Origin of the sequence: Methylobacterium tarhaniae (assembly GCF_001043955.1) — a bacterium.
Taxonomy (GTDB): domain Bacteria; phylum Pseudomonadota; class Alphaproteobacteria; order Rhizobiales; family Beijerinckiaceae; genus Methylobacterium; species Methylobacterium tarhaniae.
In genome coordinates, this window is record NZ_LABZ01000215.1 from 1 (window position 1) to 14,343 (window position 14,343).

At 71.0% G+C, this 14,343-nt stretch carries 12 protein-coding genes; 5 read left to right on the forward strand and 7 right to left on the reverse strand.

All coding sequences use genetic code 11. The features are described from left to right. Positions 1–114: 114 nt before the first annotated feature. A complete protein-coding gene (locus tag VQ03_RS25945; protein ID WP_048453807.1) occupies positions 115–2,457 on the forward strand; it encodes a DUF3772 domain-containing protein in 2,343 nt (780 codons plus the stop codon). A 383-nt stretch (positions 2,458–2,840) separates the two neighbouring features. Here VQ03_RS25945 and VQ03_RS33340 read toward each other — a convergent pair whose 3' ends face one another. Then, complete coding sequence (locus tag VQ03_RS33340; protein WP_157064257.1) at positions 2,841–2,990, reverse strand: hypothetical protein; 150 nt, start codon at positions 2,988–2,990, stop codon at positions 2,841–2,843. A gap of 331 nt (positions 2,991–3,321) precedes the next feature. On the opposite strand from VQ03_RS33340, the gene VQ03_RS25950 reads away from it, so the two are divergent. Further along, entirely contained in the window at positions 3,322–4,362 is a 1,041-nt protein-coding gene (locus tag VQ03_RS25950) for a helix-turn-helix domain-containing protein (protein ID WP_053078735.1), read from the forward strand. Between the two features lie 34 nt (positions 4,363–4,396). Here the strand turns inward: VQ03_RS25950 and VQ03_RS25955 are convergent, their stop codons facing one another. Together VQ03_RS25955 and VQ03_RS25960 are read right to left on the reverse strand one after the other, a co-directional pair. Continuing rightward, positions 4,397–4,741 (reverse strand): hypothetical protein, encoded by a 345-nt coding sequence (locus VQ03_RS25955; RefSeq protein WP_048453808.1) that lies wholly within the window; start codon positions 4,739–4,741, stop codon positions 4,397–4,399. Positions 4,742–4,859: 118 nt separating this feature from the next. After that, the gene (locus VQ03_RS25960) at positions 4,860–5,063 is read right to left on the reverse strand and encodes a hypothetical protein (protein WP_048453809.1); all 204 of its coding nucleotides are present in this window, start codon (positions 5,061–5,063) and stop codon (positions 4,860–4,862) included. 380 nt (positions 5,064–5,443) lie between these two features. Between VQ03_RS25960 and VQ03_RS25965 the strand changes: the two genes are divergently transcribed. Together VQ03_RS25965 and VQ03_RS25970 are read left to right on the forward strand one after the other, a co-directional pair. Further along, positions 5,444–6,652 carry a multidrug effflux MFS transporter gene (locus VQ03_RS25965; protein ID WP_048453815.1) on the forward strand — a complete coding sequence of 403 codons (1,209 nt, stop codon included), beginning with the start codon at positions 5,444–5,446 and terminating at the stop codon, positions 6,650–6,652. A 164-nt stretch (positions 6,653–6,816) separates the two neighbouring features. Beyond that, a complete protein-coding gene (locus VQ03_RS25970) occupies positions 6,817–7,440 on the forward strand; it encodes a transglutaminase-like cysteine peptidase (RefSeq protein WP_157064258.1) in 624 nt (207 codons plus the stop codon). On the opposite strand, the gene VQ03_RS25975 is transcribed toward VQ03_RS25970, so the two are convergent. Continuing rightward, positions 7,424–7,705 (reverse strand): hypothetical protein, encoded by a 282-nt coding sequence (locus VQ03_RS25975; protein ID WP_048453816.1) that lies wholly within the window; start codon positions 7,703–7,705, stop codon positions 7,424–7,426. The genes VQ03_RS25970 and VQ03_RS25975 overlap by 17 nt on opposite strands. Before the next feature lie 283 nt (positions 7,706–7,988). Here VQ03_RS25975 and VQ03_RS25980 point away from each other — a divergent pair, with 283 nt between their 5' ends. Further along, positions 7,989–9,383, forward strand: coding sequence for an SGNH/GDSL hydrolase family protein (locus VQ03_RS25980; protein ID WP_425350097.1), 1,395 nt, complete (start codon positions 7,989–7,991; stop codon positions 9,381–9,383). A 151-nt stretch (positions 9,384–9,534) separates the two neighbouring features. On the opposite strand, the gene VQ03_RS25985 is transcribed toward VQ03_RS25980, so the two are convergent. From VQ03_RS25985 to VQ03_RS25995, 3 genes are all read right to left on the reverse strand, one after another. Beyond that, complete coding sequence (locus VQ03_RS25985; protein ID WP_425350098.1) at positions 9,535–11,694, reverse strand: TonB-dependent siderophore receptor; 2,160 nt, start codon at positions 11,692–11,694, stop codon at positions 9,535–9,537. Positions 11,695–12,074: 380 nt separating this feature from the next. Continuing rightward, positions 12,075–13,502: a glutamate synthase subunit beta gene (locus tag VQ03_RS25990; RefSeq protein ID WP_048453812.1), complete on the reverse strand. Its 1,428-nt coding sequence runs from the start codon at positions 13,500–13,502 to the stop codon at positions 12,075–12,077. 45 nt (positions 13,503–13,547) lie between these two features. Continuing rightward, complete coding sequence (locus VQ03_RS25995; protein ID WP_048453813.1) at positions 13,548–14,150, reverse strand: glutathione S-transferase family protein; 603 nt, start codon at positions 14,148–14,150, stop codon at positions 13,548–13,550. Between the last annotated feature and the right edge of the window lie 193 nt (positions 14,151–14,343).

A 14,343-nucleotide genomic window follows, 5' to 3' on the forward strand; every position in this document is an offset into this window, starting at 1 on the left:
TGCCCGAAGCGCTTGCCCGAAACGCTTGCCCGAAACGCTTGCCGATCGGTTCGGCCGTGCTAGGCAGCCTGCGGCCAAGCCTCGCAACGGCGCGGCGTCCCGAGCTGTCCTCCCATGCCTGTTCCCGCCTCCGCCCTCCTTCGCGGCCTCGTTCTCGGCGCCGTCGCCCTGCTGCTCGCCCTGGTGCTGCCGGCCGCGGCCCAGACCGACGACGCGCGTCGGGCCGAGCTGCGCGCCGGCATCGCGGCGGCCCAGGCCGAGGCGAACCGGTTGCAGGGCGACTTCAAGGGTCTTCTCGGGGTCCGCGACCGGATCGAGGCGCTGATCGCCGAGGCCAGGGCGCTGCGGCGGGACACCGAATCGGCCCGCTCCCGCCTCCAGGCGCAGCTCGCCGAGATCGGGCGCGCGACCGTCCCGGACGCCGCCGGCGCCGAGAAGCGGCAGGCGGAGACCGACCTGGCCCAGGTCGAGGCCCGGCTGCGCCAGGACGGCCAGAGCCTGCGCGCCGCCGAGGATCTCCTGAACCGCGTGACCGAGGCGCGCCGGTCGCTGTTCGCCCGGCGCCTCCTGGCCACGAGCCCGAGCCCGCTCACCCCGACCTTCTGGAGCGAGCTCCTCGACCGGGCGGTGCCGCAGGTCGGCGAGAGGATGGCGGAACTCGGCGCGAGGGCGACCGACAATGCCTGGGACGAGGATTTCCTCGGCCTCGCCGTGATCCTGATCCTGGCGCTCGCGATCTCCTGGATCTTCCGCGCGGTCGGCCGCCGCCTGGCGCGCCGCTGGCGCCGCTTCGTCGAGCGGGCCGGCATCGGCCCGCGGCGGGCGGCCGCCATCCACGCCCTGATCGACCTCGGCGTCATGGTCGTGCCGGTCCCGCTGGCGCTCGCCCTCCTGCTCCTGCTCAACGACGACACCGACCTCTCGCCCGGGAGCCTCGATTCCCTGTTCGTCCGCTTCCTGGCCGCGGTCGCCGGCGTGCTCCTCGGCACCGGCATCCTGCGGGCGATGGTGGCGCCGCGCGACCCCGCGGTGCGGCTCCTCGCCGTCGGCGACCGGGCGGCCCGGACCATCCATCGCACCGGCACGGCGATGCTGATGATCTACGCGGCCGCCCTCGTCTTCGCCGAGTTCACCGTCATGGCGCATCTGGGCGTGGCGATCGGCGAGGCCGCGACGATCCTCGCGGTCCTCGCCTGCTGCGCCCTCCTCGCCGGCGCCCTGGTGCGGCTCGCCCACGCGCCCCCTCCGGGCGAGGACGAGGCCGCCGCGATGGCGGCAGCGTCCCCCGTCGGCTTCCTCGGCGCCCTGGCACCCGTCGCCTGGGCGGTGACGGCGGCGGCGATCGCCTGCGTGCTCCTCGGCCTGACGGCCCTCGGCGCCTTCCTGGTCGGGCGCCTCCTCGTCACCGGGGTGCTGGTGGCCCTCGGGTGGATCCTGCTGATCTGCGTCGACGCGCTCTCGGTCGGGGCCGAGGACGTCGCGCGCTCGGCCCGGCTCACGGGGCTGTGCCGCACCTTCACCCTGCGGCCCGAGACCCTGGCCCTCGCCTCGATCGCCGCCTCGGGCCTGCTGCACGCACTCGTCGTCGGCGCGATGGTGTTCGTGGTCATCGGACCGTGGAGCCTCGCCCATGGCGAGCTGAACCCGTTCCAGGACGCCTTCCTCGGCACCACCGTGGCGGACCTGCGCGGCTGGGTGGGAGCCGCCGGCCTCGCGCTCATCGTCTTCGGGTCCGGCCTGCTGGCGACCCGGCTCGCCACCGGCTGGCTCGACCGGCGCTTCCTGCCCCATACACGGCTCGATTCCGGCGCGCGCTACTCGGTCATCACGGTGGTGGGCTATGGCGGCCTCGCCCTGACGCTGGTGGTGGCCCTCGGCCAGCTCGGGGTGAACCCGCAGAGCCTCACGGTGATCGCCGGTGCCCTCTCGGTCGGCATCGGCTTCGGCCTGCAGAGCATCGTGTCGAACTTCGTCTCGGGGCTGATCGTGCTCGCCGAACGGCCGATCCGGGTCGGCGACCTCGTCACCGTGAAGGGCGAGGAGGGCCGGGTGAGGAAGATCAGCGTGCGCTCCACCCTGATCGCCACCGGCGACCGCACCGACCTCGTGGTGCCGAACACCGACCTCATCACCTCGATCGTCCGCAACAAGACCCTCACGGACGACACCCAGCGCCTGCGCGTGCCGCTGCTCCTCGACAAGGAGACCGACATCGAGGTGCTGCACGAGATCCTGCTGAAGGTCGTCGAGCGCCACCCCAACGTCGCGGCTCACCCGGCCCCGAGCGCCCTCCTGATGCGGATCGGCGAGCACGGCCTCGAATACGAGGTGCGCTGCTTCCTGGTCGACCTCGCGGCGAGCGACGCGACCCGCAGCGAGCTGAACACGATCTGGCTGACGCTGTTTCGTCGCGCCGGCATCAAGCTGGGCGGGCCTCCGGCGGGCTGGCGCGGCTAAGCGGGCTGGCGGTGGCGGGCTACACGGCACACGACAGGAACCGAGGCCCGTATGGGCCAAGCTTGCGGGTCAAGTTCTCGCACCCGCGACCGCATCCTGAGGCGTGAGCGAAGCGAGCCTCGAAGGAGGGCTCCAGAAAACTCTGCGATCCCCGGAGCCCTCCGTCGAAGCCAGTCCACCTTCGATGGAGCGTGATCTTCGATCGCCGACACCTCAGGACGAGGTCGAGGGCGGGACAGCCGATCGCTGCACGCCTCACACTGCTGCCGTGTACTGTGGACATGCCAAATATTTGGCAGATTAAGATTTTTCAACCTCAGCTTTTTATCGCAAAACCGGAAAACATTTTGACGAGATCTGGCTGGATCCCACGCCGGGCAGGCTCAGGGGGCCGCCATCAGCGGCACCGCCGCCACGAGCGCGATGGCCAGGGCAAGGGCGACGGTCAGGACGAGGGAGGCCACGCGTCCGGCAGCACCCGGCCGGACGTCCCTGTTCTGATGCGGGACATTCCCGAAACTCGGCCCGGCCATGACGAAACTGCTTGTCGACGGAGAGAGGATCCACGTTTCGTAGCATGATCGGCGACGTGCCGCGCGGAATGAGGGCGCACGGCATCTCAAAAAGATCTCCGGTCGTCTCAACATCAAGCCCCCGTGATCCCTTCTCGCGGGACCCCGTCTACGACTATCGAAGATGAAGCGTGGAGCATGCCCCCGATTGACGCAGATGCCTTGTTCGCGCATCGATCCGGGAGCTGCGGCGGTGATGGATGACGGGGCCGCACCGCCTCGATGCGAGCCCTCGCAGCGAGGCGGCCGGAGACCAGGCCCCCGGCCGACCGAGGGAGTTGATACCGACGCGATGCCGGACGAGGACACGACGGACTTCATGCTCGGGCGCCTCGCGGCCGAGCAGCAATTCGCTCTCTGGCACGATCTGGTGCAGCCCCTGTTCCGGGTCAGCCTCGACGAGGACGCCGCCGCGGCCTTCCGGGCCGAGGTGCAGGCCGCCCCGATCGCCGATGCCCTGCTGACGCGCTGCACGTCACGGGCGCAAACCTTCCAGCGCGACATGGACGACGTCCGCAGCTCCGGCTGGGACCACATCGTGATCCAGCACTACCTCAGCGGCGGCTTCGAGGGCCTGTGCGGCGACAGGACGGTGGCGGTGGAGGCCGGCGACATCAACATCCTCGACCTCAACGGCACGCTGCGCACGCGAGCGACGGATTTTTCCAACCTGACGCTGATCCTGCCGCGGGACCGGCTGCCGGTCGCCGGCTCGCATGACCTGCACGGGCGGGCGATCGGCCGGGGCAGCGCGATCGCGGCGGTGATCGGGAGCCACCTGCGCAGCCTGGCCGATCATGCGGCATCCCTCTCGCCACGGGAGGCGGACGCCGCCCTCGAGGCGCTCTGCCTGCTCATGGCAGGCAGCGACCTGCGGGAGGCCGATCCTCGGGTGCGCGCGGCGGCCGGCGCCAGCGTGCACGAGCGGATCTGCGCCCATATCGACCGGCACCTCGACGACCCGAACCTGAGCCCCGCCAGCATCGCGGCGGCCTGCCGGGTCTCGCGAGCGACCCTGTACCGGCTGTTCGGCTTCGAGGGCGGCGTCATGGCCTACGTGGCCGGGCGCCGGCTCGACCGGGCCTTCACGGCCCTGAGCCGGCCCGACGACGAGCGGACCACCATCGCGCAGGTCGCCTATCGCAGCGGCTTCACGAGCGAGACGCATTTCAGCCGCTCGTTCCGGGTGCGGTTCGCCATGACCCCGCGGGACGCCCGCCGCCTCGCCCGCGAGGGCCGTCTCGCCCGCCAGGATCGATACCGGATCTCGGGAACATCCCCCACCCCGCGGGACTGGGTCCACGTGATGCGGCGCCTGCGCGAGAGCTTTTGAGGCGCGCTCCCGCGCGGGAGCGCGGGCGGGCGGGTCAGGGCAGCGCGCCGATCAGCTCCTTGGCGCGGGTCATGGTGCCGTTGCACCCTTGAGCGTTGCCGGCCCGGTCCTGCTCGCGCGCCGTGGCGATCAGGCCGCGGGCTTCGGCGATGCGGCCGGCCTGCGGCACCGTCGCGGGGTCACTCGGCCGGCCCGCCGGCGGCGCCGCCAGGGCCTTGGGCGAGCCCGCCGCACTCGGCGTGCTGCCGGTCACCGCGGCGGCACCGGGACTCTCGAGGCGGCGCTCGATCGTGGCGATCTGCTCGGCGCAGGGCGTCGCGGCGGCGGCGGTGGCGACGAGCGGAAGCAGCAACGATGCCGCGATCAGCGTCCCTCGCATCGGGATGTTCTCCTGCTGGAAGGCCGCCTCTCGCGGGCGGCGACCCGGGGCAACGGCCGCCCGCCCTCCCGGTTCGCGCCGGGAAGCGCGGTGCCGGTGTCGCAGGGACGCTGCCGCCTCAGGCCCGCTCGCCGCGCGCGGCCTCCGTGACCAGGCGCAGCACCGCGCGGCGGGCCTCGGGATCCGTGATCCTGTGAAACGCGCGCAGGAGGTCGACCGCCTGACACGCGAAGACGCCGTCCCCCTGCTCCTCGGCCTCCGGATCGGACGGCGGCGGGAACGAGACCCCGAGCAGGGCCTCGATCTCGCGCAGGCGGCGCACCGACAGGCTCCCGCGGGAGGACGCGTCGTCACCGGGAAAGGATCTCGACCGAGGGCCGGGAACGAACACGCGATCGGACATCGGCATCTCCTGCGGCATCGCCTGCCCCGGGCCCCGGGGCCGGGGGCGCGGCGCGCAGGCAGAATCCGGCCGCCGCGCCGTGAGACTGTGATTATTGTCCTGATTGTTCGCAGACAAACAAGATCGAGGCGGTCACCAGGATGTGATGTGTGGCGCCGCGAGGCCGGGCTGACACCGCGCGAGCCGCAGGGCCGGCGTCAGGGCCCAGCCATTCCGGACCGGCATGCCTCGTGCACCCGGGCTCGCCTTACAGAGGACGATCCCGCCCGTAGGATCCGCGAGCAGACCGAGCGATGAAGATGTCACCGAGGCGCTCCGGCCCAGCGTCCCCGCCGAAGGGCCAGGCGCTGGCAGAAGGCCGGGCGTCGCTGCCTCTCCTCGTCGCCGTGACGATGACCGGGACGGTGGCCCTCCATATCTTCGTGCCGGCCCTGGCGGCGGCGGCCGCCGACCTCGGCACCACGCCGGTCGCGGCGCAGCTGACCATCACCCTCTACCTCGTCGGCCTCGCCTGCGGGCAGCTGGTCTACGGGCCGCTCTCGGACCGGTTCGGCCGCCGCCCGGTGCTGATCGCCGGCCTGTCGCTCTATCTCGCCGGGCTGCTCCTCGCGATTCCCGCCACCTCGATCGAGGTGCTGATCGTCGCCCGGGTGCTGCAATCGCTCGGGGCCTGCGGCTCGCTGGTGCTCGGCCGGGCGATGGTGCGGGACGTCTCGACCGCCGCCGACGCCGCCCGCAAGATCGCGATCCTCACCATGGCGATGACGCTGACGCCGGCGCTGGCGCCCGCGATCGGCGGCCTCGTCAACGGCGCCTTCGGCTGGCGGGCGGTGTTCGTGGTGCTGGCGGCGGTGGTGGCGGGGCTCGGCGCCCTGGTGGTGCTCACCCTGCCGGAGACCAACCGGCGACCGGTCGCGCTGCCGGGCATCGGCGCGGTGGCGGGGGCCTATCTGCGCCTCCTGCGCCATCCCGCCTACCGGGCCTACCTGCTCGCCGGGGCCTGCGCCGGCACCAGCCTCTACGCCTTCCTGGCGGTGGCGCCCTTCCTCCTCGTCGACCGGCTCGGACGCTCGTCGCAGGAAGTGGGGCTCGATTGCCTGATCGTGGTGGCCGGGATGGTGATCGGATCGGCGGCGGCCGGGCGCCTGGCGGGTCGGATGCCGATCCAGCGCGCCGCCAGGATCGGCAACGGCATCTGCCTCGCTGCCGCCCTGGCGCTCCTGGCGATCGATCGCAGCGGGCATCTCACGGTGGTGACGCTGCTCGCGCCGCTCGTGTTCTACGCGGTCGGCATCGGGCTTCTGGGACCGAATGCGGTGGCGGGCCTCATGAACGTCGATCCCCACGCCGCCGGCTCGGCCTCGAGCCTCTACGGCTTCATGCAGATGGCGCTCGGCGCCCTGTTCACCCTCGTGGTCGCGACATGGCACGACGGCTCGGCGACCCCGGTGGCGGCGACCCTGCTCGGTGCTGCCGTGATCGCCGCGCTCTCGCTGCGGCGGGTGTGAGCCGGCAACCGACCGGCTCCCGCAAGCCTGTGAACGGAGGTTAACCTTTTCTTAACTCGGCCGTTGCCCTCGCGGACCCGGCGTGCGACCAACTCGTTAACGAGAGCTTAACGGTTGCGGGTACGGGTCGCATGCGTATCGCGGGTCGCAAAGGCGGAATCGGAATGGCGCGGGCCGCGGCGGTCGCCGCCGGTCTCGCGGGTGGGCTTCTGGCCTCGGTGAGCGGGGCGGGCAGCCAGACCCTGGCGGCGCTCCCCGCGGTCACGATTCCGGCCGCCACCGTCGGCGAGGCGCGGCCGGTGCCGGCCTGGTCCGAGTTCTGCGCGCGCTACGCCTCGGAATGCGCGGTGGATCCGGGCGAGCCGGCGCAGGTCACGCTGACCCCGCGGCTGTGGCACACGGTCACCGGCATCAACCGCCAGGTGAATACCAGCCTGCGCGCCGTCACCGACCAGGAGCACTGGGGCGTGCCGGACCGCTGGGACCTCGCCGAGGACGGCTCGGGCGATTGCGAGGATTTCCAGCTCCTCAAGCGCAAGCTGCTGGCCCAGGCCGGCCTGCCGCGCCGGGCGATGCGGATGACGGTGGTGATCGACGAGAAGGGCGAGGGCCACGCCGTGCTGATGCTGCGCACCGACCGCGGCGACCTGGTTCTCGACAATAAGACCAGCGCCGTGCTGCCCTGGCACAAGACCGGCTACACCTTCATCAAGCGCGAGGGGGACGAAGGCGTCCGCTGGGTCTCCCTCGGCCGGGCGGTGTCGCCGGTGGTCACCGCGAACCGCTGAGGCCGGCTCCGTAGCGGGCGGTCAGGACCTCGTTCGCCAGCTCGGCGCTGCCATTCGTCCAGGGCAGCGGCAGCACGACCCGCACGCCGGGCGCCGGTGCCGGGGCGACCGGCCGGGCCAGGGCCGCGGCGATCGGGACCGGGTCGAGCGCCGGCCGCAGGGTGACGGCCGCGGCCTCCCGGCCGCCCCGGCTCAGCAAGACCGCAGACCCGATCGCGAGGATGAGCGCGGCCTGGAGACCCAGCCGCCGTACAGTCCGAACCATCCGGAACACCCGCCTGTCATGCGGCGACGTGTTGTCGATCCGTCGCTCGCTTGGTGCCCATCATCGGCGCGCACCGCTTAACGGCCGGTCGTCGCGGCAACCGGTCGCCTCGTCGTATCGCGGCGATGTTCCGCGATGCTGAATGGAGGTTTTACACTGGCCTTTATCATCCCCTAACCTTGATGCGGCACGAACGCGGCGTCCCGCCCGCGGGCCGGGGTGGGCCGCAACCGGTTGCCGCGCTATACTCGACCGGATGAGGATGCGGTCGGAGCCGAGGACGATGCGGATGGGATGGCCGGCGGGACGGAAGCTGTCGCGCCTCGTCCTCTGGAGCCTGCTCGGGACTCTGTGCGGGGGCTTGGCCCTGCCGGGGGCCGCCCGGGCCCAGTACTACGACGACGGCTATGGCTACCGCCGGGCTCCCGCCTATCGCCAGGCCCCTGCCCCGGCGCCCGAGCCGCAGCGGCAATTCTACTGGCCCTGGGAGGACCGGCCCGCGGCGCAGCCCCAGAGCCAGGCCCAGGATGCCGGGCGGCCCGCCTATCGCGGCGCTTACCGGACGCCCCGCCCGCGGCGGGAGCGGGAGCGGGAACGGGAGCGCGAGGTGGTGCATAGCCGCGAGGGGCGCTCGGTCCAGCGGCCCAAGCCCCGCCCGGCCCCGGTCGTGGCGCGGCCCGCCGCCCCGAAGCCCAAGACCGACCCGCGCACGCAGATCGCGGTGTTCGGCGATTCCCTCGCCGAGCTGCTGGGCCAGGGCCTCGACACCGTCTACGAGGCGAAGCCGGACGTGGTGGTGATCCGCCGCGCCAAGGGTGACAGCGGCCTCGTACGCAAGGACGTGGTCGACTGGCCGAAGGCGGCGGAGGACTACCTCAAGTCCAACCCGAAGCTGTCCTACGCCGTCGTGATGATCGGCGCCAACGACCGCCAGCCCTTGCGCGACGGCGACCAGACCATCGAGCCCCTGAGCGAGCGCTGGCGCGCCCTCTACCGCGACCGGGTCGACGCGCTGCTGAAGGTCTTCGCCGACCGCAAGGTGCCGGTGGTGTGGGTCGGCGAGCCGCCGATGAAGAGCGACACCCTCTCGGCCGACATCACCTCGCTCAACGAGATCTTTCGCGATCGGGTGCAGCGCGCGGGCGGCGTCTACGTCGATATCTGGCCGGCCTTCGTCGACGAGAACAACCGCTACGCCGCGAACGGGCCCGACCTCGAGGGACAGCAGGCGCGCCTGCGCACCTCCGACGGGGTGCACTTCACCCAGGCCGGTGCACGCAAGGCGGCACATTTCGCCGATGTCGAGATCAAGCGGCTGATCGAGGCGACGACCGGCACCCCTGCCCTCCCGGATGCCGTCTCGACCCTGACCCCGGAGGCGCCACCGGCGGCGGGTTCGGGCAAGCTCGACGACGACGCGGCGATCGACCGGCTCATCACCGCGATGCTGCCGAGCCTTCCGGAGCCGCCGGGCATCCCGGCCCTGCCGGTCAAGCCGGCCGCCGGCCCGGTCCTGCCGCTCACCCGCAACGATGTCGCGCCCGGCGGCCAGCTCGTCACCGGCCGGCCGCGGATCGACCGCGACACCGGCTATACCCTGGAGCGCAGCCTGATCCGCGGCGCGGCGCCCACGCCCCAGCCCGGCCGCGCGGATGATTTCCGCTGGCCGCGGGGGTGATACGAAAACCGGGAGTCACTTCTGGATTTCGTCTCGCCCGCCCGCGCGGTGGAACTGGAGGCGCCACACGCCCGAGCGAAGCCGCCTCCCGCCTTGCCCGTAAGCGATCCGACGGGATCGCCTGAAGCAATCGATCGGACGCGCAGACGGTTCACATCCGCGCCGTGATCGTCGCCAGCACCGAGAACGGCGCCCCCGGCAGGTTGTTGACCGGGTTGAACGTCTGCTCGATGTAGCGCGCGTCGGTCAGGTTGCGCAGGTTCAGCGAGAACCGGGCGTGCTCGTTGAGGTCGTAGAATACGGCCGCATCGACGCGGGTATAGGCACCGACCTTGTAGGTGTTGCCGATGTCGCCGAAGCGCGAGCCGACATAGGTCAGGCCTGCGCCGATTCCGAGGCCGCGCCAGGGCCCGTCCTGGAACTGGTAGGTACTCCAGACGCTGCCGCTGAACAGCGGCACGCCGCCCAGCCGATTGCCGATCGCGAAGGTCGTGTCGCGGGTGATCCGGGCGTCGGTGTAGCCGACGCCGCCGATGATCTTCCAGCCCGGCAGGATCGTGCCCGCGAGGTCAGCCTCGACGCCTTTCGAGCGCTGCTGCCCGGTGATGATCGAGAACCCGGTATTGGCCGGATCGGTGACCGAGACGTTGTTGCGGGTGATGTCGAACACCGAGGCGGTCAGGCTCAGGTCCGGCGAGAGATCGAAGCGGGTCCCGACCTCGACCTGCTCCCCGGTCTCCGGTGGCGGGTTGGAAGTGCCGAGGACGTTGTCGGTCTGCGGCTTGAACGAGGTCGTGTAGCTCGCGTAGAGCGCCAGCGGCTCGGCCACCCGGTAGATGAGGCCGACCCGCGGCGACGTCCCGGACAGTTCCTGGTCGGGCGGAATCGTGCGGGAGGCCGCCGTCCTGTTGAAGTAGAACTGCGTCCCCGCGTCGTAGCGGACGCCGAGCAGGAGCTGAAGGCCGTAGCCGAGATCGATCTGATCCTGGGCGTAGAGGCCGGTGAGTTCGTTCTTTTGCTTGATTTCGCTCAAGAATCCCATCGCGCCCGGCCGTGCGACACCGAGAATGGGATTGTCGAAGCTCACCGAGGCGAGCGTGCCCTGCGTCGTGTAGGCCCGCCGGTAGCCGTTGAAGTACTCGACCCCCACCAGGGCGGTGTGGCGCAGGCCGAGCCATTCGAACTTGGCGACCAGTTCCGTCTGGCTGTCGACGGCCGCAAAAGCCGAGTTGATGCCGCTGGTGCGCCGGTTGACCAGCCTTCCGTTGGCCGACAAGCCGACGGCGCGAGGCGCGAAGACGTCGAAGGTGCCGCTCTGGGCATTGAGCACCTGACGGATCATCAGATGCTCGTTGAAGTCGTGCTCGACCTTCAGCGTGCCGAAATTGGCGGTGGCGTTGTAGCTCGCGAACGGTTCGCCGTAAAAGCGCGCGATGTCGTCGAGCGGCACCCGGCCGTTCCGGGCGGCCAGACCCTCGTCATAGGCGGTGTCCTGACGGGTGAACTCGCCGATGAAGGAGACCCGGGTATCCGGGCTCGGGTTCCAGGTGATCGCGGGTGCGACGAAGGAGCGGGAATTCTCCCGGCCGGCGAGGTTGCGGAAGGTCGAATCGCCCTGGGAGGCGAAGCTCAGGCGCGCGGCCAGCCCCTCGACGCCCGGAACCGGGCCCGAGACCGACCCCTGCACCCGCCGGAAGCCGAAGCTGCCGCCCTGGATGCTGGCATCGGCCGTCGGCACCGGGCTCGGCTGGCGGGTGACGATGTTGATGACGCCGCCCGGATCGCCGCGGCCGTAGAGCACCGAGGCCGGTCCCTTCAGGACCTCGATCCGCTCGATATCGGCGAAGTCGCGCTGGACCGGGTAGAAGGTGTTGGCCTGGTTCATGAACACGCCGTCGATGGCGTAGCTCTGGGTCCGGAAGCCGCGGATGAGGAAGGTGTCGCTGCGGCCCTGGAGGGTACCGCCGGGCTGCACGTTGCTGACGTTGAACAGGGCGTCGGCGAGCCTCGTCTCCTGGCGATCGACCAGGACTTCGCGCGGGACGACGTTGACCGTCTGGGGCGTGTCGCGAAGCGCCGTGTCGGTCTTGGTCGCGGTGGCGCTGCGGGTCGCGCGGTAGCCCTGGACCGGGCCGGTGGCGGTCTCCCGGAATGGCGGCACGCCCGCGACGGTGATCGTGTCGAGGGCGATGAGGTCGCCGGTCGCTTGCGCCCCCGCAGCCCCGGCCGCGAGGATCGGCGCCGCCCCCGCGAGCAGCGCGAGGAGCAGCGGCGACCGGCGCCGTATCGCGGAGCGGGAGATTGAGTGCACGGGGACCTCGGGGGGACGAATTGCCTCCCTGCGGCGTAGGGGCTCGCCCGTCGGCAATCAATCGTCGCGCAGAAGCATGATTTGGAAAGGTTCCAGCCCCGGTCGCAATCACCATCAGTGTGGCAACAACGCATCTTCCGCAACGTTCACCTCACGATGGCGGCAGCGGATCACTCGGTCGGCATTGCGTAACTTAGAATAAATATAAAAATGGCGAGGGGCCGATCGACCGGCATGGATCCTCGGCACCGCATCGGCGAGGTCCCGCGCGACCAAGGCCCGAACGACAACGGGACCCGCCCCGGACGGAGCAGGTCCCGCTTGTCGTCGATCGAACCCGGCGCGCCGGTGGGAACGGATCCCTGCCGCGGAGCCTGCCGTCAGAGCGGCAGGGTCGTCGCGCCCATCAGGGCCTCGTCGATGGCGCGAGCGGCCTGACGGCCCTCGCGGATCGCCCAGACCACCAGGGACTGGCCGCGGCGCATGTCGCCGGCCACCCACACCTTGTCGTTGGAGGTGCGGTACTGGGTGTCGTCGGCGAGCACGTTGCCGCGCTTGTCGCGCGCGACGCCGGATTCCTCCAGCAGCCCCTTGGCCACCGGGCCGGCGAAGCCGATCGCCATGAAGACGAGGTCGGCGGGCAGCAGGAACTCGGAGCCGGCGATCGGCTTGCGGGACTCGTCGACCCGGGCGCAGACCACGCCCTTCACCTTGCCCTTCTTGTTGCCCTCGATGCGGAGCGTCGCGGCCTGGAACTCGCGCTCGGCGCCTTCGGCCTGGCTCGACGAGGTGCGCATCTTGGTCGCCCAGTAGGGCCACACGGTCAGCTTGTCCTCGCGCTCCGGCGGGCGCGGGCGGATGTCGAGCTGGGTCACCGAGAGGGCGCCCTGGCGGAAGGCGGTGCCGACGCAGTCCGACGCCGTGTCGCCGCCGCCGATCACCACCACGTTCTTGCCGGCGGCGAGGATCGGCTCCTCGGCCGTCGCCGGCTCATGGCCGACGCGCCGGTTCGACTGGACGAGGTAGGGCATGGCGAAGTGCACGCCCTCGAGCTCCTGGCCCGGCAGGCCGGGATCGCGCGGGGCCTCGGCGCCGCCGGCGAACAGCACGGCGTCGAACTCGTTGTGCAGGCTGGCGAAGGAGCGGGTGACGCCCACGTTGACGCCGTAATGGAACTGCACGCCCTCGGCCTCCATCTGCCGCACCCGGCGGTCGATGTGGCGCTTCTCCATCTTGAAGTCGGGGATGCCGTAGCGGAGCAGGCCGCCGGCCTTCGGCTCGCGCTCGAAGACGTGGACGTCATGGCCGACGCGGGCGAGCTGCTGGGCCGCCGCGAGGCCGGCCGGCCCCGAGCCGATCACCGCCACCTTCTTGCCGGTCTTCGCCTCGGCCGGCTCAGGGACCACCCAGCCCATGCTCCACGCCTTGTCGGCGATCGCCTGCTCGATGGTCTTGATCGCCACCGGCTGGTTCTCGAGGTTGAGGGTGCAGGCCTCCTCGCACGGCGCCGGGCAGATGCGACCGGTAAATTCCGGAAAGTTGTTGGTGGAGTGCAGGTTGCGCGCCGCCTCCTCCCAATCCGCGTTGTAGACGAGGTCGTTCCAGTCCGGGATCTGGTTGTGGACCGGACAGCCGGTCGGGCCGTGGCAGAACGGGATGCCGCAATCCATGCAGCGCGCCGCCTGCTTCTTCAGGTCGTGCTCGTCGAGCGGCAGGGTGAATTCGAGGAAGTGGCGCACGCGGTCGGCCGCGAGCTGATACTTCTGCTCCTGCCGGTCGAATTCGAGGAAGCCTGTGACCTTGCCCATCGGAAGAGTGCTCAGTTCGTGAAGTGATCGGGCCGGCGGCGGGTCTTAAGCGACCCCGGCGACGGTGGCGGATGTGGGGAGCGCGTCCCCGCAGCGGGTGAGCCAGGCCCGGATGGCGGGCCGGCCCGAGAGGTCGAATCCGCCCTCGTCGGCGAATTGCGTATAGGCGAACAAGGCGACATCCGCGATGCTGACCGCATTCCCGACGAACCAGTCGGCGGCGGTCAAGTGTCGCTCCATGAGGTCGAGGGCGGCTTCACCCCCGGCCACCCTCTTCGGGTCTCGGGTCTCGGCCGGTTCGCCCTTGTAGCGCATGTGGAAGCGGCAGACCGCGATGGTCGGCTCGTGGCTGTACTGCTCCCAGAACAGCCATTCGTCGATCCTGGCCTGGGTCCAGGCATCGTCCGGCAGCAGGGCGGAGCCGCGGGCGAGGTATCGGATGATGGCGTTGGACTGCGCCAGGCGGCGACCGTCCGGGAACTCGACGCCGGGCACCTGGCCGGCGGGGAAGCGGGCGAGGTAGTCGGCGGTCCGAGTCTCGCCCTGCATGATGTCGATCGGGATCCACTCATAGGCGAGCCCGAGGTGGTCGGCGACGTACCGCACCTTCAGGCAGTTGCCCGATACCATGTCGCCGTAGACCTTCACTGCGACCCCCCTTCACGTCCCGATCGTCGACAAGGCGCCACCCCAACCCTTCCCCCTCTGCGGGGGAGGGTGGCGAACGGAGTGAGCGCAGCGGGACGAAGTCCCGCCGAGAGGGGCGGCGCGACGCTTCAGGGCTTGGCGCCCGTCAGAACGGTGCCGTTATATCCGGAACCGTGGTTCCCCTCTCCCGCCC